This window comes from Escherichia sp. 93.1518 (assembly GCF_013368915.2).
In the GTDB taxonomy this organism is placed as follows: domain Bacteria; phylum Pseudomonadota; class Gammaproteobacteria; order Enterobacterales; family Enterobacteriaceae; genus Escherichia; species Escherichia ruysiae.
Genome location: NZ_JABWMT020000012.1, coordinates 1 through 17,063 on the forward strand (window position 1 = coordinate 1; position 17,063 = coordinate 17,063).

Genomic DNA, 17,063 nt, shown 5'->3' on the forward strand with positions numbered 1-17,063 from the left:
TTAACGGCTCTCAGTTGAAAACCACTAACGACAACGTGGCAACCAACACCACTAATATCAGCAACCTGACCGGCGATGTTGCTAACAACACCACTAACATCACTAATCTGACGAATGATGTTGCCGCCAATACCACCAGTATCACTAACCTGGCGGATACGGTAACTAACCTTGGCGCGGATGCGCTGGCATGGGATGACGCCTCAGGTGCATTCACCGCCAAACACGGCACCGATGACACCAACAAAATTACCAACGTTAAAGACGGTGATTTGACTGTTGACAGTAAAGATGCCGTTAACGGCTCTCAGTTGAAAACCACTAACGACAACGTGGCAACCAACACCACTAACATCGCTACTAACACCACCAACATCAACAACCTGACTGATACGGTGAACAACCTCGGTGAAGATGCGCTGAAATGGGATGACACCACAGGCGCATTTACTGCCGCACACGGCACCGAAGCCACCAGCAAAATCACTAATGTCACCGCTGGAACAATATCGTCTACCAGTACTGACGCCGTTAACGGTGGGCAACTGTTTAGCCTAAGTGATTCACTGGCAGACTATTTTGGCGGTAACGCCTCGGTTGATGAAAACGGTGTATTTACTGGTCCGTCGTACACTATCGGTAGTAACAGCTACGATAACGTAGGTGATGCGCTGGCGGCGATTAACACCTCATTTAGCACTTCACTGGGCGACGCTCTGCTGTGGGATGAAACTGCAAGTGCATTCAGCGCCGGTCACGGTGGCAATGCCAGCAAAATTACCAATGTCGCAAACGGTGCCGTTTCTGAAACCAGCACCGATGCCATCAATGGTGGACAACTCTACGGTGTGAGCAACTCTGTTGTTGATGCCCTGGGCGGTGGTGCCGCAGTAAATGCTGACGGTAGCATCAGTGCGCCGACGTATTCCATTGCCAACACCGATTACAATAACGTCGGTGATGCTCTGGACGCGATCGACTCAACCCTGGATGATGCACTGCTCTGGGACGCAACCGCCGGTGAAGATGGTGCGTTCAGCGCCAGCCGCGACGGCAAAGCCAGCGTAATCACTAATGTTGCTAATGGTGATATTTCTGAAACCAGTACTGATGCAATTAATGGTTCACAGTTGTTCGCCACCAACACGTTGATCAATCAGCAAAATGAGATCATCAACCAGATTGCCGGTAATACCAGCATAGACTACATCGAAGAGAACGGTGCGGGTCTGAACTATGCGCGTACTAATGACACCGGCTTAACCTTTATTGATGCGAGCGCATCAGGTACTGGCGCTACAGCGGTGGGCTATAACGCTGTCGCTTCCGGCGAAAGCAGTGTCGCAATTGGTCAGAATAGCAGCAGCAGCGTTGATACTGGTATCGCACTGGGTAGCAACTCCGTCTCCAGTCGTGGCATTGCCCAAGGTTCTCTTAATACCAGCGTAACCGAAGAAGGCGTTGTGATTGGCTACGACACCACTGACGGCGAACTGCTTGGCGCATTGTCGATTGGCGATGATGGTAAATATCGTCAAATCATCAACGTTGCTGATGGTACTGAATCCCATGACGCCGTGACTGTACGCCAGTTGCAAAACGCCATTGGTGCGGTCGCCACTACGCCGACCAAGTACTACCATGCCAACTCAACGGAAGAAGATTCACTGGCGGTAGGTACTGACTCGCTGGCGATGGGCGCGAAAACTATTGTTAATGCTGACGCGGGTATTGGTATCGGCCTGAACACTCTGGTTCTGCCAGATGCCATCAACGGTATTGCTATCGGTTCTAACGCACGCGCCAACCATGCAAACAGTATTGCAATGGGTAATGGTTCTCAGACCACTCGCGGCGCTCAGACTGGCTACACCGCCTACAACATGGACGCACCGCAGAACTCTGTGGGTGAGTTCTCTGTCGGCAGTGACGATGGTCAACGTCAGATCACCAACGTCGCAGCGGGTTCAGCGGATACCGATGCGGTTAACGTGGGTCAGTTGAAAGTGACAGACGCGCAGGTTTCCCAGAACACCCAGAGCATTACTAACCTGAACAATCAGGTAACTAATCTCGATTCGCGTGTGACTACCCTTGAAAATGGCGTTGCCGATATCGTAACTACCGGTAGCACCAAGTACTTCAAGACCAACACCGATGGCGTAGATGCTAACGCGCAGGGTAAAGATAGTGTCGCGATTGGCTCTGGCTCTATTGCTGCTGCTGATAACAGCGTCGCGCTGGGCACTGGCTCTGTGGCAAACGAAGAAAATACGATCTCCGTAGGTTCTTCCACTAACCAACGCCGTATCACCAACGTTGCCGCTGGTAAAAATGCTACCGACGCGGTTAACGTTGCGCAGTTGAAGTCTTCTGAAGCAGGCGGGGTGCGCTATAACACCAACGCTGACGGCTCTGTAGACTACAGCAACATCACTCTCGGTGGTGGCAAGGGCGGTACAACTCGCATCAGCAACGTTTCCGCTGGCGTTAACAACAACGACGCGGTGAACTACGCGCAGTTGAAGCAAAGCGTGCAGGAAACGAAGCAATACACCGATCAGCGCATGGTTGAGATGGATAACAAACTGTCCAAAACCGAAAGCAAGTTGAGCGGTGGTATCGCTTCTGCAATGGCGATGACCGGTCTGCCGCAGGCTTACACGCCGGGTGCCAGCATGGCCTCCATTGGTGGCGGTACTTACAACGGTGAATCGGCAGTTGCTTTAGGTGTGTCGATGGTGAGCGCCAACGGTCGTTGGGTCTACAAATTACAAGGTAGTACCAATAGCCAGGGTGAATACTCCGCCGCACTCGGTGCCGGTATTCAGTGGTAATGACTCATTAAGTTAGTGTGACGAAGGGCAAACGCCAAATTGCCTGATGCGCTACGCTTATCAGGCCTACAGGGTGATTCTGCACATTCCTATAGGCCGAGTAAGGTGTTCACGCCGCATCCGGCAAGATAAGGCGCTCCGGGTCAACAATCTAAGGGCAATTCTCTGATGAGAGATTGCCCTTTTCTTTACCAGACATCTCCCTCCACCAGGAATTGGCCCTACCAATTCTTCGCTTATCTGACCTCTGGTTCACAGTTCCCCAATTAAAACTCACATTAATGTTGCCAATGCATAACATTTAGTTAACCATTCATTGTCATTATCCCTACACAACAAAATTGGCAGTGCCACTTTTACACAACGTGTGACAAGCAGATGAGCAACAGACTCATCACACGATGTGCGTGGCCTCCAGGAGACCTGCAATGAATCTCTGGCAACAAAACTACGATCCCGCCGGGAATATCTGGCTTTCCAGCCTGATAGCATCGCTTCCCATCCTGTTTTTTTTCTTTGCGCTTATTAAGCTCAAACTAAAAGGCTATGTCGCCGCCACATGGACAGTCGTTATCGCTCTGACCGTCGCGCTATTGTTCTACAAAATGCCGGTCGCCAATGCGCTGGCCTCAGTGGTTTATGGCTTCTTCTACGGTTTGTGGCCCATCGCGTGGATCATTATTGCAGCGGTGTTCGTCTATAAGATCTCGGTGAAAACCGGACAGTTTGACATCATCCGCTCGTCTATTCTTTCAATAACCCCTGACCAGCGCCTGCAAATGCTGATCGTCGGTTTCTGTTTCGGCGCATTTCTCGAAGGTGCCGCAGGCTTTGGCGCACCGGTAGCAATTACCGCCGCATTGCTGGTCGGGCTGGGCTTTAAACCGCTGTACGCCGCCGGGCTGTGCCTGATTGTTAACACCGCGCCGGTGGCATTTGGCGCGATGGGCATTCCGATTCTGGTTGCCGGACAGGTGACAGGCATCGACAGCTTTGAGATTGGCCAGATGGTGGGTCGTCAGCTACCGTTTATGACCATTATCGTCCTGTTCTGGATCATGGCGATTATGGATGGCTGGCGCGGTATCAAAGAGACGTGGCCTGCGGTCGTGGTTGCGGGTGGCTCGTTTGCCATCGCACAGTACCTTAGCTCTAACTTTATTGGGCCAGAACTGCCGGACATTATCTCTTCGCTGGTATCGCTGCTCTGCCTGACACTGTTCCTGAAACGTTGGCAGCCGGTGCGCGTTTTCCGCTTCGGCGATCTGGGTGCATCGCAAGTTGATATGACGCTGGCTCATACCGGTTATACGGCGGGTCAGGTGTTGCGTGCCTGGACACCGTTCCTGTTCCTGACCGCCACCGTAACGCTGTGGAGTATTCCGCCGTTTAAAGCCCTGTTCGCTTCGGGTGGCGCGCTGTATGAGTGGGTCATCAACATTCCGGTGCCGTATCTCGACAAACTGGTTGCCCGTATGCCGCCGGTGGTCAGCGAAGCCACTGCCTACGCCGCCGTATTTAAGTTTGACTGGTTCTCTGCCACCGGTACTGCCATTCTGTTTGCTGCGCTGCTCTCTATCGTCTGGCTGAAGATGAAACCCTCTGACGCCATCAGCACCTTCGGCAGCACACTGAAAGAACTGGCGCTCCCCATCTACTCCATCGGCATGGTGCTGGCGTTCGCCTTTATCTCAAACTATTCCGGGCTGTCGTCAACGCTGGCGCTGGCACTGGCGCATACCGGTCATGCATTCACCTTCTTCTCGCCGTTCCTCGGCTGGCTGGGGGTATTCCTGACCGGATCGGATACGTCATCTAACGCCCTGTTTGCCGCGCTGCAAGCCACCGCAGCACAACAAATTGGCGTCTCTGATCTGTTGCTGGTTGCTGCCAACACCACCGGCGGCGTCACCGGCAAGATGATCTCTCCGCAGTCCATCGCCATTGCCTGTGCGGCGGTAGGCCTGGTGGGTAAAGAGTCAGATCTGTTCCGCTTTACCGTCAAACACAGCCTGATATTCACCTGTATGGTGGGCGTGATGACCACGCTTCAGGCCTACGTCTTAACGTGGATGATTCCGTAATGATGGTTATACCCAGACGCCTGTCAGACGAGGTTGCTTCCCGTGTGCGGGCGCTGATTGATGAACAAAATCTGGAACCGGGCATGAAGTTGCCCGCTGAACGCCAACTGGCGATGCAGCTCGGCGTGTCGCGTAATTCGCTGCGCGAGGCGCTGGCGAAACTGGTCAGTGAAGGTGTGCTTCTTAGTCGTCGCGGTGGCGGGACGTTTATTCGCTGGCGTCATGACGCGTGGTCGGAGCAAAACATCGTCCAGCCGCTGAAAACGCTGATGGCTGATGATCCGGATTACAGCTTCGATATTCTGGAAGCCCGCTACGCCATTGAGGCCAGCACCGCCTGGCACGCAGCAATGCGCGCCACACAAGCCGATAAAGAAAAGATACAGCTATGCTTTGAAGCGACGCTGAGTGAAGACCCGGATCTCGCCTCGCAAGCGGACGTTCGTTTTCATCTGGCAATTGCCGAAGCCTCACATAACATCGTGCTGCTGCAAACCATGCGCGGATTCTTTGATGTCCTGCAATCTTCAGTGATGCAAAGTCGTCAGCGGATGTATCTGGTGCCGCCCGTTTTTTCGCAACTGACTGAACAGCATCAGGCAGTCATTAACGCCATTTTTGCCGGTGATGCCGACGGTGCGCGTAAAGCAATGATGGCGCACCTCAGCTTTGTCCACACCACCATGAAACGATTCGATGAAGATCAGGCTCGCCGTGCACGCATTACCCGCCTGCCCGGTGAGCATAATGAGCATTCGAGGGAGAAAAACGCATGATTATTTCCGCAGCCAGCGATTATCGCGCCGCAGCGCAACGCATTCTGCCGCCGTTCCTGTTCCACTATATGGATGGTGGTGCATATTCTGAATACACGCTGCGCCGCAACGTGGAGGATTTGTCAGAAGTGGCGCTGCGCCAACGCATTCTGAAAAACATGTCCGACTTAAGCCTGGAAACGACGCTGTTTAATGAAAAGCTGTCGATGCCGGTGGCGCTGGCTCCGGTGGGTTTGTGCGGCATGTATGCGCGTCGCGGTGAAGTTCAGGCTGCCAAAGCGGCTGATGCTCACGGCATTCCGTTTACTCTCTCAACGGTTTCAGTTTGCCCGATTGAAGAAGTCGCTCCAGCTATCAAACGTCCGATGTGGTTCCAGCTTTATGTGCTGCGCGATCGCGGCTTTATGCGTAACGCGCTGGAACGGGCAAAAGCGGCGGGTTGCTCGACACTGGTTTTCACCGTGGATATGCCGACGCCGGGCGCACGTTATCGTGACGCACACTCTGGTATGAGCGGCCCGAATGCCGCAATGCGCCGCTACTTGCAGGCGGTGACGCATCCGCAATGGGCGTGGGATGTCGGCCTGAACGGTCGTCCACATGATTTAGGTAATATTTCGGCTTACCTCGGCAAACCGACCGGACTGGAAGATTACATCGGCTGGCTGGGGAATAACTTCGATCCGTCCATCTCATGGAAAGACCTTGAGTGGATCCGCGATTTCTGGGATGGCCCGATGGTGATCAAAGGGATTCTCGACCCGGAAGATGCGCGTGATGCAGTACGTTTTGGCGCTGACGGGATTGTGGTTTCTAACCACGGTGGCCGCCAGTTAGATGGCGTACTCTCTTCTGCCCGTGCGCTGCCTGCTATTGCGGATGCGGTGAAAGGCGATATCGCCATTCTGGCAGATAGCGGCATTCGTAACGGGCTTGATGTTGTGCGTATGATCGCGCTCGGTGCCGATACCGTACTGCTGGGTCGTGCTTTCCTGTATGCGCTGGCAACAGCGGGCCAGGCGGGCGTGGCGAACTTGCTGAACCTGATCGAGAAAGAGATGAAAGTGGCAATGACACTGACTGGCGCGAAATCGATCAGTGAAATTACGCAAGATTCGCTGGTGCAGGGGTTGGGCAAAGAGTTGCCGGCGGCGCTGGCTCCGATGGCGAAAGGGAATGCAGCTTAAGGGTTAGATGAATATCTGCTATCCTGCCCCCGCACTAAGGGGGCAGTATGCTAAACATCGTACTTTACGAACCAGAAATTCCGCCAAACACTGGCAACATCATCCGTCTTTGCGCCAACACCGGCTTTCGTCTGCATATCATTGAACCGATGGGATTTGCCTGGGACGATAAGCGCCTGCGCCGCGCGGGGCTGGACTATCACGAGTTTACTGCCGTTACGCGTCATCATGACTATAGCGCGTTCCTTAGAGCAGAAAATCCCCAGCGTCTGTTTGCCCTCACCACTAAAGGCACACCCGCCCATAGCGCCGTAAGCTATCAGGATGGCGACTATCTGATGTTCGGCCCGGAAACACGCGGCCTGCCAGCGAGCATTCTTGATGCTCTGCCCGCTGAACAAAAAATTCGTATTCCAATGGTGCCGGACAGCCGCAGCATGAACCTGTCCAATGCAGTGTCGGTCGTGGTGTATGAAGCCTGGCGGCAGTTGGGGTATCCGGGAGCTGTATTAAGAGATTAGTTTCGCCAGGCCGGATAAGATGCGTTAGCATCGCATCCGGCACGAGCACAGGACGTCAGATCCCATCACCATACTCAAACGTATGGTGAATGCCGTTAAAATGCTGATCCATATCCATTGACGGTTTATCGCTGTCTGGTTTACCGACGATACGCGCCGGAACGCCAGCAGCGGTGGTATGCGGAGGCACTGGTTGCAGCACTACAGAACCCGCGCCAATCTTCGCACCGCGCCCGACTTCAATATTGCCAAGGATTTTCGCGCCCGCGCCAATCATCACGCCTTCACGAATTTTTGGGTGACGGTCGCCGCTGGTTTTGCCCGTACCGCCAAGAGTGACGGATTGCAGAATCGACACGTCGTTTTCAATCACCGCTGTTTCACCAACGACGATGCCTGTCGCGTGGTCGAGCATGATACCGCGACCAATTTTTGCCGCTGGGTGAATATCGACCTGAAAAGTCACAGACACCTGGTTTTGCAGAAAGATTGCCAGTGCGCGGCGCCCCTGATTCCACAACCAGTGACCGATGCGATACGCCTGCAAGGCATGAAAACCTTTCAGGTATAACAAGGGGGTTGAGTATTTATCGACTGCCGGGTCGCGGGTGCGCACCGCCTGAATATCGCAGGCCGCAGAAGCGATCATTTCAGGGTCGGCGGCGTAGGCTTCTTCCACCACTTCACGGATAGCAATAGCAGGCATAATCGGCGATGACAGCTTGTTCGCCAGCATGTAGCTCAATGCACTGCCAAGGTTTTCATGCTTGAGTAGCGTTGCGTGGTAAAAACTGGCCAGCATTGGCTCACAGTCCGCCAGCGTTCTGGCTTCCGCTTTAATATTGTTCCAGACAATTTCCAGTTCTTCACACGACATTGCTTACTCCACACGATGAGATAATGACCGGCTCGTTCTGCGCGAGCCGGGTCATAGCGGTAACAAAGGTTCCCTGGGTTTAGTGGCTACTGCGCTCGTCCTTGCGTGCACGACCTAATAAAGTCAATGCTGCCTCGCGCGCGTTTTTTCCGCAATATAATACTTGATAAATTTCCTCGGTTATTGGCATTTCAACGCCGAAGCGATGTGCCAACTCGCGGACTTCTTTCGTATTGCGGTAGCCTTCAACCACCTGACCAATCTTCTCCTGCGCGCTTTGTACATCCATGCCCTGACCAAGCATCATGCCAAAACGGCGGTTACGCGACTGGTTGTCGGTACAGGTAAGCACCAGATCGCCCAGACCTGCCATGCCCATAAAGGTGGCAGGATCGGCGCCCAGCGCCGTGCCCAGACGCGACATTTCAGCCAGACCACGGGTGATCAGCGCCGTTCGCGCATTCGCCCCGAAGCCGATACCGTCGGACATGCCGGCACCAATCGCAATGACGTTTTTCACCGCGCCGCCAAGCTGGACACCAATGAAATCCGGGTTGCTGTAAACACGGAAACTTTTGCCACAGTGCAACAGTTGCTGGAGGTCATCAGCAAAGGTTTGATCGGTAGAAGCCAGCGAAATGGCCGTCGGTAAACCTGCCGCCAGTTCTTTCGCAAAAGTTGGGCCAGAGATAACCGCCAGTGGAATTTGATCGCCTAACGCCTCGCGCGCTACGTCCTGTAACAGACGTCCGGTTTCCGCTTCCAGTCCTTTTGTCGCCCACACCAGGCGCGCATCAGGACGCATCAGCGGTTTAATCTGGCGCAGCACTTCACCAAAGACATGGCTGGGTACGACGACGAGAATATTACGGCTGGCTGCCAGTGCGGTGGCGAGATCGCTTTCAAGATGGAGCGTATCGGGAAAAGGCACATCGGGGAGAAACGCGGCGTTACAGCGGTCGCGTTCAAGCGTTGCGATATGTTCAGGGTCATGGCCCCAGAGGACAACCTCGTGGCCATTTCTTGCCAGGGTAATGGCAAGAGCGGTGCCGTACGAGCCGGCACCGATCACAGTCATTGAAGCATTACGTTGGTTCATCAGGCATCCTGATGTTCTTCAGTACCTTCGCCAGCCTGCTGCTGTAAATAGTTCATGAACAGCGCATCGAAGTTAACCGGCGCAAGGTTCAGTTGCGGGAACGTACCGCGAGATACCATGCTGGTGATGCACTCACGAGCATACGGGAACAGAATGTTCGGGCAGTATGCGCCCAGGCAATGTGCCATCTGGGTGCCTTCGATACCCGCGATGGAGAAAATACCGCCCTGCTGAACTTCGCACAGGAACGCGGTTTCTTCACCCAGGGATGCCGTTACGGTAACACGCAGTACCACTTCGTAAACGTCATCTGCCAGTTGAGAAGATGCCGTATCCAGATCAAGTTTAACTTCTGGCTGCCAATCTTTCTGGAAAACGTGCGGCGCGTTCGGCGCTTCGAAAGAAATATCCTTGGTATAAATACGCTGGATCTGGAAGGTCATTTCGGTGTTGTTTTGTTCTGACATGTGTAGAAAACCCTTAAGTGTTGTCCTTAAATACTGCGCAGTGTAATGCCAACGTTAATACGTTATTTCAGCAGGGGATCCAGTCCACCACGTGCATCCAATGCATACAAGTCGTCACAGCCGCCAATGTGCTGTGCGTCAATAAAAATCTGCGGAACCGTGGTGCGACCACTGCGTTTGATCATCTCTTCACGCTTAGCGGCGTTGCCATCAATCGGTAGCTCCTGAAAACTCACGCCCTTGCTGCTCAGCAGTGCTTTCGCACGATGGCAATACGGGCAGGTTTCTTTGGTATAGATTTCAACATTGGCCATAACTTAGCTCCTGTTTTTTTACCTGTAGTTTTATGTTGCAGGGTAGCGACAAAATAGAGTGTCCCCAGAAGCTTATATCAATAAGTCGCTGGGGGTCTAATTACAGCTAACTGCCTGCGACATGAAAGATGACAGGTAAATTATTTGCCGCGCACCAGAGGCAAGTTTTCACCAGCCCAACCAGCGACGCCCTCTTTCAGCACGAATACTTGCGCAAACCCTGCTTTCGTCAGCGCGTTTGCAGGCTCCTGGCACTGCATACCAGAACCGTCTACCACGATAACCGGTTTGTCTTTGTGCTTCTCAAGTTCACCAACATTGTTGGCTTTGATTTCGCTCGGCAACAGATTGATAGAACCTGCGATATGGCCTTTACGGAAGTCATCACGCTGACGTAAATCCACAACCACTGCGTCTTCTTTGTTGATCAGACGCGTAGCTTCACCACGAGTAATTACCTTCACTTTCGAGGTCAGGCTCTTAAACGTAGTAACAAGAACCGCCACCAGTAACGCGATCCAGGCGATACTCAGTATGGGATGACGGCCAACAAATTGCATAATTTCTTGCATGGGGGGTAATAACTCCCGACGTAGTGATTAAAAACCAGGGAAGGAGTATACCTGCGCGTTGCGGCAAATACAGCCAGCGCGTGCACTGGAATGCAATTTTGCGGCACGCTACGAAAAAAAATCGCAAATCTGGCATCAGCTTGCCGCGAGCGGTCGTATATTTTGATCTTCAGAGGCTATTTTATCGATTCAGCTGTAGTAAAATTACGCAAATTTTGACTCTTGAGTATGAGGTTGTCGCAATGTCGGTTTCTAAAAAACCTATGGTACTGGTGATTCTGGATGGCTATGGCTATCGCGAAGAACAGCAGGATAACGCCATTTTTAGTGCTAAAACCCCGGTAATGGATGCACTGTGGGCCAATCGTCCGCATACCCTGATCGACGCTTCCGGTCTGGAAGTCGGTCTGCCTGACCGTCAGATGGGTAACTCCGAAGTCGGTCACGTTAACCTGGGTGCCGGCCGCATCGTGTATCAGGACCTGACTCGTCTGGACGTTGAAATCAAAGATCGCGCTTTCTTCGCCAACCCGACGCTGACTGGCGCGGTAGATAAAGCGAAGAACGCGGGCAAAGCGGTACACATCATGGGTCTGCTCTCCGCAGGCGGTGTACACAGCCACGAAGATCACATCATGGCAATGGTAGAGCTGGCAGCTGAACGTGGCGCAGAGAAAATCTACCTGCACGCATTCCTTGACGGTCGTGACACCCCACCGCGCAGTGCTGAATCCTCGCTGAAAAAATTCGAAGAGAAATTTGCCGCGCTGGGTAAAGGCCGTGTAGCGTCCATCATTGGTCGTTACTACGCGATGGATCGCGATAACCGTTGGGATCGCGTTGAAAAAGCTTATGACCTGCTGACTCTGGCGCAGGGTGAGTTCCAGGCTGATACCGCCGTTGCTGGTTTGCAGGCCGCTTATGCTCGCGACGAAAACGACGAGTTCGTGAAAGCGACCGTTATTCGTGCTGAAGGCCAGCCAGATGCAGCGATGGAAGACGGCGATGCGCTGATTTTCATGAACTTCCGTGCTGACCGCGCGCGTGAAATCACTCGTGCATTTGTAAACGCTGATTTCGACGGCTTCGCGCGTAAGAAAGTGGTTAACATCGATTTCGTGATGCTGACCGAATACGCCGCCGACATCAAAACCGCCGTTGCTTACCCACCAGCCTCTCTGGTTAACACCTTCGGCGAGTGGATGGCGAAAAACGACAAAACTCAGCTGCGTATTTCCGAAACCGAAAAATATGCCCACGTCACTTTCTTCTTCAACGGTGGCGTAGAAGAGTCGTTCAAAGGCGAAGATCGCATTCTGATCAACTCACCGAAAGTGGCTACTTACGATTTGCAGCCGGAAATGAGCTCCGCAGAGCTGACCGAAAAACTGGTTGCGGCAATTAAGAGCGGCAAATACGACACCATCATCTGTAACTATCCGAACGGCGACATGGTAGGTCACACCGGGGTGATGGAAGCTGCGGTTAAAGCGGTTGAAGCACTGGATCACTGCGTGGAAGAAGTGACCAAAGCTGTTGAGTCCGTGGGTGGACAACTGCTGATCACCGCTGACCACGGTAACGCTGAACAGATGCGCGATCCGGCTACTGGTCAGGCTCACACGGCGCATACCAACCTGCCTGTTCCGCTGATTTACGTTGGCGATAAGAACGTGAAAGCAGTTGAAGGTGGCAAACTTTCTGACATCGCGCCGACCATGCTCTCTTTAATGGGTATGGAAATCCCGCAAGAGATGACTGGTAAGCCGCTGTTCATCGTGGAATAATCCCTCCCCATGAGGGGAAAGGCGATTAATACCATGACACGGGCCACGAAACCGCGCAGGTTTGCAGTCAGGCCCATCATTTACGCCAGCGTTCTTTGCGCTGGCGTATTGTTGTGCACTTTTTCTGCCCACGCGGATGACCGTGACCAACTCAAGTCTATTCAGGCTGATATCGCTGCCAAAGAGCGTGCGGTACGCCAACAACAGCAACAACGCTCAAGCCTGCTGGCACAATTGAAAAAGCAGGAAGAGGCGATCTCCGAAGCCACTCGTAAGCTGCGCGAAACGCAAAATACGCTCAATCAACTGAATAAACAGATTGATGAGATGAACGCCTCGATTGCCAAACTGGAACAGCAAAAAGCGGCTCAGGAACGCAGTCTCGCTGCGCAACTGGACGCCGCATTTCGCCAGGGTGAGCATACGGGTATACAGCTCATTCTCAGCGGTGAAGAAAGCCAGCGCGGTCAGCGTTTACAGGCTTATTTCGGCTATCTCAACCAGGCGCGACAAGAAACCATCGCCGAACTGAAGCAAACACGCGCAGAAGTCGCCATGCAGCGCGCCGAGCTGGAAGAGAAACAGAGCGAGCAACAAACGCTGTTATACGAACAACGCGCTCAGCAGGCGAAGCTGACCCAGGCGCTGAACGAGCGTAAGAAGACGCTGGCAGGGCTGGAGTCTTCCATTCAACAAGGTCAGCAGCAGCTAAGTGAACTGCGCGCCAACGAATCTCGTCTGCGCAATAGCATTGCTCGTGCAGAAGCGGCAGCGAAAGCGCGTGCTGAACGAGAAGCGCGTGAGGCTCAGGCTGTTCGCGACAGGCAAAAAGAAGCGACGCGCAAAGGCACCACCTACAAACCGACTGAAAGCGAAAAATCACTGATGTCCCGAACCGGTGGTCTGGGTGCGCCGCGTGGTCAGGCATTCTGGCCTGTTCGCGGGCCGACGCTGCACCGCTATGGCGAACAGCTACAGGGTGAGCTGCGCTGGAAAGGGATGGTGATTGGTGCCTCTGAAGGTACTGAAGTTAAAGCGATTGCCGACGGTCGGGTGATTCTGGCTGACTGGCTGCAAGGCTACGGCCTGGTGGTGGTAGTTGAGCACGGTAAAGGCGATATGAGCCTTTATGGCTATAATCAGAGCGCACTGGTGAGCGTTGGTTCGCAGGTTCGCGCGGGTCAGCCAATTGCACTGGTGGGCAGCAGTGGCGGTCAGGGTCGGCCTTCACTCTATTTCGAAATTCGCCGCCAGGGTCAGGCGGTCAATCCACAGCCGTGGTTGGGAAGATAAGTTTTGTTTCCATTTCGTCGTAACGTTCTTGCATTTGCCGCTCTGTTGGCTCTCTCCTCCCCTGTATTTGCTGGCAAACTTGCCATCGTCATTGATGATTTTGGTTATCGCCCGCACAACGAAAACCAGGTGCTGGCGATGCCCTCTGCTATCTCTGTCGCCGTGTTACCCGACTCGCCACACGCCAGAGAGATGGCGACTAAAGCGCATAACAGCGGTCACGAAGTATTGATTCATCTACCGATGGCACCGCTGAGTAAGCAGCCGCTGGAGAAAAATACGCTGCGCCCGGAGATGAGCAGCGACGAGATTGAGCGCATTATTCGCAGCGCGGTCAATAACGTGCCCTATGCCGTGGGGATCAACAACCACATGGGCAGCAAGATGACCTCTAACCTTTTTGGTATGCAGAAAGTGATGCAGGCGCTGGAGCGTTACAATCTTTACTTCCTCGACAGTGTGACTATCGGTAATACCCAGGCGATGCGCGCCGCACAAGGTACTGGCGTAAAAGTCATCAAACGGAAAGTGTTTCTCGATGATTCCCAGAACGAAGCGGACATCCGTATGCAGTTCAATCGCGCAATTGACCTGGCGCGTCGCAACGGTTCAACCATCGCCATTGGTCATCCTCACCCTTCAACAGTTCGCGTATTGCAACAGATGGTTTATAACCTGCCGCCAGACATTACGCTGGTGAAAGCCAGCAGCTTGCTGAATGAACCGCAGGTCGATACTTCTACACCGCCGAAGAACACTGTGCCCGACGCACCGCGTAATCCGTTCCGTGGAGTGAAGCTGTGCAAACCGAAGAAACCGCTGGAACCGGTTTATGCTAATCGCTTCTTTGAAGTATTAAGCGAAAGCATCAGCCAGAGCACGCTGATCGTTTACTTCCAGCATCAGTGGCAGGGCTGGGGCAAACAGCCCGAAGCGGCGAAGTTTAACGCTAGCGTAAATTAAAGGCGCTGCGCGTAATGCGATGGTGCGACCGTGTTTTGTCGCGCCATTGCCATAAACGGAAAGACCACAGTAATGCCTGATAACCCACCTTTACGCTGCGGACATTAGTAATCAGACGCTTATACATGCCGGAAGTAAATATCTCGGCAATCATCCGCTGGCGGGTAATAATATCCGGTTCTTTGCGCACCGCATGGCAAACGCGTAATGCTTCGTAAGTTATTTGTTGATGAAATTCCGGATAAATCGTAATTCTGTCGGCATAATTTCTATTTAATTTCTCCAGCAGGCGGGTAATTTTAATATAGTGCCGTTGATAATTAAGATTTTTATTCCCTTGTCGATTCAACCGACTCACTGACGTATTATGCAGATAATATTTATATAACGATTGTTCGGTATATCGCACACGCAGCGCGTTAAACATAAATTCTGTTGTCCATACAATATCCTGATGATGTAATCCAACAATAAATTTAATGTTATTTTTTACAATGACGTCGCGGCGATAAATACCCATCCAGACAACGTGAGTCCAGCGGCGAGAAGAAAGTCCCATCCGCAGCCAGTCCGGGCCGGTTAATACGCCGGTTGAGCGAAGGCGATCGATGGGGATAGATTGCCAGGTTTCTCCCGTTTCACGAAAACACCAGTCAGCATTGCACTGCGCCACATCGAGATCGTCCTCTAACGCCATTGTCATCAGCGTTTCGTACATGGTGGGATAGACTTCATCATCAGCATCGACAAAAGCAACATATTTGCCCGTCGCTGCCTCGATCCCGCGATTACGCGCCACCGATGCGCCAGCATTCGCCTGATGCAACAAACGAACGTGCGGATAGTTTTCTGCGTAATACTTTGCTATTTCAACAGAATTATCCGTTGAACCATCGTTAATAATAATGATTTCCAGAGCAGTCCAGGTTTGCGCGATTAAAGATTCCATACAAGTGCGGAAATCACCGCCCGCATTATATAACGGAATAATAACACTAAGTTTATTGGTGCTGTTCATCATAAATTACCGACGACCTCTGAAGTTATCCTGACGTTTTACAGGCTTTGTATTAAGAAACTATTAAGCCTGTGAGATATTATTTTTACAGGTGAGAGAGTCATTTCAGGCTAGAGAGTTGATGAGAGCAGCAATATAAGATAACAGCGCAATTACGATATCTTTATTACACTGACAGGATTTTACATATTTAACAGATTATCCTCAGGGAAAAGGGCTGGAATACCAGCCCTTGTTCGTGTTAATCCCAGCTCAGAATAACTTTCCCGGACTGGCCCGAACGCATGGCGTCAAAGCCCTTCTGGAAATCATCGATAGAGAAACGATGGGTAATGATCGGCGAGAGATCGAGGCCAGACTGAATCAGCGCCGCCATCTTGTACCAGGTTTCGAACATCTCACGACCGTAAATGCCTTTAATGAACAAGCCTTTAAAGATCACTTTTGTCCAGTCTATCGACATGTCAGAAGGTGGAATACCCAGCATCGCAATACGGCCACCGTGGTTCATGGTGTCGAGCATGGTACGAAACGCTGGCGGCGCACCGGACATTTCCAGACCGACATCAAAGCCTTCGGTCATGCCTAGCTCCGCCATCACGTCATTGAGATTTTCTTTCGCGACGTTAACCGCGCGCGTGATACCCATTTTGCGCGCCAGTTCGAGGCGATATTCATTAACGTCGGTGATAACCACATTACGCGCGCCAACATGTTTCGCCACCGCCGCCGCCATAATACCAATCGGGCCTGCACCAGAAACCAGAACATCTTCGCCCACTAAATCAAACGACAGTGCCGTGTGTACAGCATTTCCGAATGGATCGAAAATTGCGGCTAAGTCGTCGGAGATATTGTCGGGGATTTTGAAGGCGTTAAACGCCGGAATCACCAGATATTCGGCGAAGCAGCCCGGACGGTTAACGCCGACTCCGATCGTGTTGCGGCACAGATGGGTACGACCGCCACGGCAGTTTCGACAGTGACCACAAGTGATATGACCTTCGCCAGACACGCGATCGCCAATCTGGAAGCCTTTCACTTCCTGACCAATACCTACCACTTCACCGACATATTCATGGCCTACGACCATCGGCACCGGGATGGTTTTTTGCGACCACTCATCCCAGTTATAGATGTGAACGTCAGTCCCGCAGATGGCTGTTTTACGGATTTTAATCAGCAGATCGTTATGCCCGAGTTCCGGTTCAGGAACGTCGGTCATCCAGATGCCCTCTTCCGCTTTCAGTTTGGATAACGCTTTCATC

The 17,063-nt window shown here is 52.6% G+C and carries 15 protein-coding genes; 8 read left to right on the forward strand and 7 right to left on the reverse strand.

What is annotated here, in order from left to right:
• From HEN21_RS10875 to trmL, 5 genes are all read left to right on the forward strand, one after another.
• A partial coding sequence (locus HEN21_RS10875; protein WP_183082913.1) for a YadA family autotransporter adhesin occupies window positions 1-2,837 on the forward strand: 2,837 nt, incomplete at its 5' end.
• A 428-nt stretch (window positions 2,838-3,265) separates the two neighbouring features.
• A complete protein-coding gene (lldP, locus tag HEN21_RS10880) occupies window positions 3,266-4,921 on the forward strand; it encodes an L-lactate permease (RefSeq protein ID WP_001055314.1) in 1,656 nt (551 codons plus the stop codon).
• Window positions 4,921-5,697, forward strand: a complete 777-nt coding sequence (lldR, locus tag HEN21_RS10885) for a transcriptional regulator LldR (RefSeq protein ID WP_010349909.1) — start codon at window positions 4,921-4,923, stop codon at window positions 5,695-5,697. The genes lldP and lldR overlap by 1 nt, the downstream gene beginning before the upstream one ends.
• Window positions 5,694-6,884 (forward strand): quinone-dependent L-lactate dehydrogenase, encoded by a 1,191-nt coding sequence (gene lldD, locus HEN21_RS10890; RefSeq protein ID WP_000586962.1) that lies wholly within the window; start codon window positions 5,694-5,696, stop codon window positions 6,882-6,884. Before lldR ends, lldD begins: the two co-directional genes overlap by 4 nt.
• A 47-nt stretch (window positions 6,885-6,931) precedes the next feature.
• Window positions 6,932-7,405 (forward strand): tRNA (uridine(34)/cytosine(34)/5-carboxymethylaminomethyluridine(34)-2'-O)-methyltransferase TrmL, encoded by a 474-nt coding sequence (trmL, locus tag HEN21_RS10895; protein WP_000932359.1) that lies wholly within the window; start codon window positions 6,932-6,934, stop codon window positions 7,403-7,405.
• A gap of 55 nt (window positions 7,406-7,460) precedes the next feature.
• Here trmL and cysE read toward each other — a convergent pair whose 3' ends face one another.
• The 5 genes from cysE to HEN21_RS10920 form a co-directional block, all read right to left on the reverse strand.
• Window positions 7,461-8,282 carry a serine O-acetyltransferase gene (cysE, locus tag HEN21_RS10900; protein ID WP_001277564.1) on the reverse strand — a complete coding sequence of 274 codons (822 nt, stop codon included), beginning with the start codon at window positions 8,280-8,282 and terminating at the stop codon, window positions 7,461-7,463.
• Between the two features lie 79 nt (window positions 8,283-8,361).
• A complete protein-coding gene (gene gpsA / locus HEN21_RS10905; protein ID WP_001076199.1) occupies window positions 8,362-9,381 on the reverse strand; it encodes an NAD(P)H-dependent glycerol-3-phosphate dehydrogenase in 1,020 nt (339 codons plus the stop codon).
• Window positions 9,381-9,848 (reverse strand): protein-export chaperone SecB, encoded by a 468-nt coding sequence (gene secB / locus HEN21_RS10910; protein ID WP_000003377.1) that lies wholly within the window; start codon window positions 9,846-9,848, stop codon window positions 9,381-9,383. The genes gpsA and secB overlap by 1 nt, the downstream gene beginning before the upstream one ends.
• 62 nt (window positions 9,849-9,910) lie before the next feature.
• Window positions 9,911-10,162 carry a glutaredoxin 3 gene (grxC, locus tag HEN21_RS10915; protein ID WP_000024392.1) on the reverse strand — a complete coding sequence of 84 codons (252 nt, stop codon included), beginning with the start codon at window positions 10,160-10,162 and terminating at the stop codon, window positions 9,911-9,913.
• A 140-nt stretch (window positions 10,163-10,302) separates the two neighbouring features.
• Window positions 10,303-10,734: a rhodanese-like domain-containing protein gene (locus HEN21_RS10920; protein ID WP_001156181.1), complete on the reverse strand. Its 432-nt coding sequence runs from the start codon at window positions 10,732-10,734 to the stop codon at window positions 10,303-10,305.
• Between the two features lie 242 nt (window positions 10,735-10,976).
• Between HEN21_RS10920 and gpmM the strand changes: the two genes are divergently transcribed.
• The 3 genes from gpmM to HEN21_RS10935 are packed head-to-tail and all read left to right on the forward strand — an operon-like array spanning window position 10,977 to window position 14,777.
• The gene (gpmM, locus tag HEN21_RS10925; RefSeq protein WP_010349900.1) at window positions 10,977-12,521 is read left to right on the forward strand and encodes a 2,3-bisphosphoglycerate-independent phosphoglycerate mutase; all 1,545 of its coding nucleotides are present in this window, start codon (window positions 10,977-10,979) and stop codon (window positions 12,519-12,521) included.
• A gap of 33 nt (window positions 12,522-12,554) precedes the next feature.
• Entirely contained in the window at window positions 12,555-13,814 is a 1,260-nt protein-coding gene (envC, locus tag HEN21_RS10930) for a murein hydrolase activator EnvC (RefSeq protein WP_016159958.1), read from the forward strand.
• 3 nt (window positions 13,815-13,817) lie between these two features.
• The gene (locus HEN21_RS10935) at window positions 13,818-14,777 is read left to right on the forward strand and encodes a divergent polysaccharide deacetylase family protein (RefSeq protein WP_176252174.1); all 960 of its coding nucleotides are present in this window, start codon (window positions 13,818-13,820) and stop codon (window positions 14,775-14,777) included.
• Here the strand turns inward: HEN21_RS10935 and waaH are convergent.
• On the reverse strand, window positions 14,764-15,798 hold the full coding sequence (gene waaH / locus HEN21_RS10940; protein ID WP_176252175.1) for a UDP-glucuronate:LPS(HepIII) glycosyltransferase: 1,035 nt from the start codon (window positions 15,796-15,798) through the stop codon (window positions 14,764-14,766). The two genes, HEN21_RS10935 and waaH, sit on opposite strands and share 14 nt — an antisense overlap.
• 238 nt (window positions 15,799-16,036) lie before the next feature.
• Window positions 16,037-17,062: an L-threonine 3-dehydrogenase gene (gene tdh / locus HEN21_RS10945; protein ID WP_176252176.1), complete on the reverse strand. Its 1,026-nt coding sequence runs from the start codon at window positions 17,060-17,062 to the stop codon at window positions 16,037-16,039.
• Window position 17,063 lies beyond the last annotated feature (1 nt).

What these genes read in the sequence shown, in the direction of transcription:
- grxC (WP_000024392.1), bottom strand. Translation starts at nt 10,162, where the DNA reads ATGGCCAATGTTGAAATCTATACCAAAGAAACCTGCCCGTATTGCCAT.
- gpmM (WP_010349900.1), top strand. Translation starts at nt 10,977, where the DNA reads ATGTCGGTTTCTAAAAAACCTATGGTACTGGTGATTCTGGATGGCTAT.
- trmL (WP_000932359.1), top strand. Translation starts at nt 6,932, where the DNA reads ATGCTAAACATCGTACTTTACGAACCAGAAATTCCGCCAAACACTGGC.
- gpsA (WP_001076199.1), bottom strand. Translation starts at nt 9,381, where the DNA reads ATGAACCAACGTAATGCTTCAATGACTGTGATCGGTGCCGGCTCGTAC.
- cysE (WP_001277564.1), bottom strand. Translation starts at nt 8,282, where the DNA reads ATGTCGTGTGAAGAACTGGAAATTGTCTGGAACAATATTAAAGCGGAA.
- HEN21_RS10920 (WP_001156181.1), bottom strand. Translation starts at nt 10,734, where the DNA reads ATGCAAGAAATTATGCAATTTGTTGGCCGTCATCCCATACTGAGTATC.
- secB (WP_000003377.1), bottom strand. Translation starts at nt 9,848, where the DNA reads ATGTCAGAACAAAACAACACCGAAATGACCTTCCAGATCCAGCGTATT.
- lldR (WP_010349909.1), top strand. Translation starts at nt 4,921, where the DNA reads ATGATGGTTATACCCAGACGCCTGTCAGACGAGGTTGCTTCCCGTGTG.
- envC (WP_016159958.1), top strand. Translation starts at nt 12,555, where the DNA reads ATGACACGGGCCACGAAACCGCGCAGGTTTGCAGTCAGGCCCATCATT.
- tdh (WP_176252176.1), bottom strand. Translation starts at nt 17,062, where the DNA reads ATGAAAGCGTTATCCAAACTGAAAGCGGAAGAGGGCATCTGGATGACC.
- lldD (WP_000586962.1), top strand. Translation starts at nt 5,694, where the DNA reads ATGATTATTTCCGCAGCCAGCGATTATCGCGCCGCAGCGCAACGCATT.
- waaH (WP_176252175.1), bottom strand. Translation starts at nt 15,798, where the DNA reads ATGATGAACAGCACCAATAAACTTAGTGTTATTATTCCGTTATATAAT.
- lldP (WP_001055314.1), top strand. Translation starts at nt 3,266, where the DNA reads ATGAATCTCTGGCAACAAAACTACGATCCCGCCGGGAATATCTGGCTT.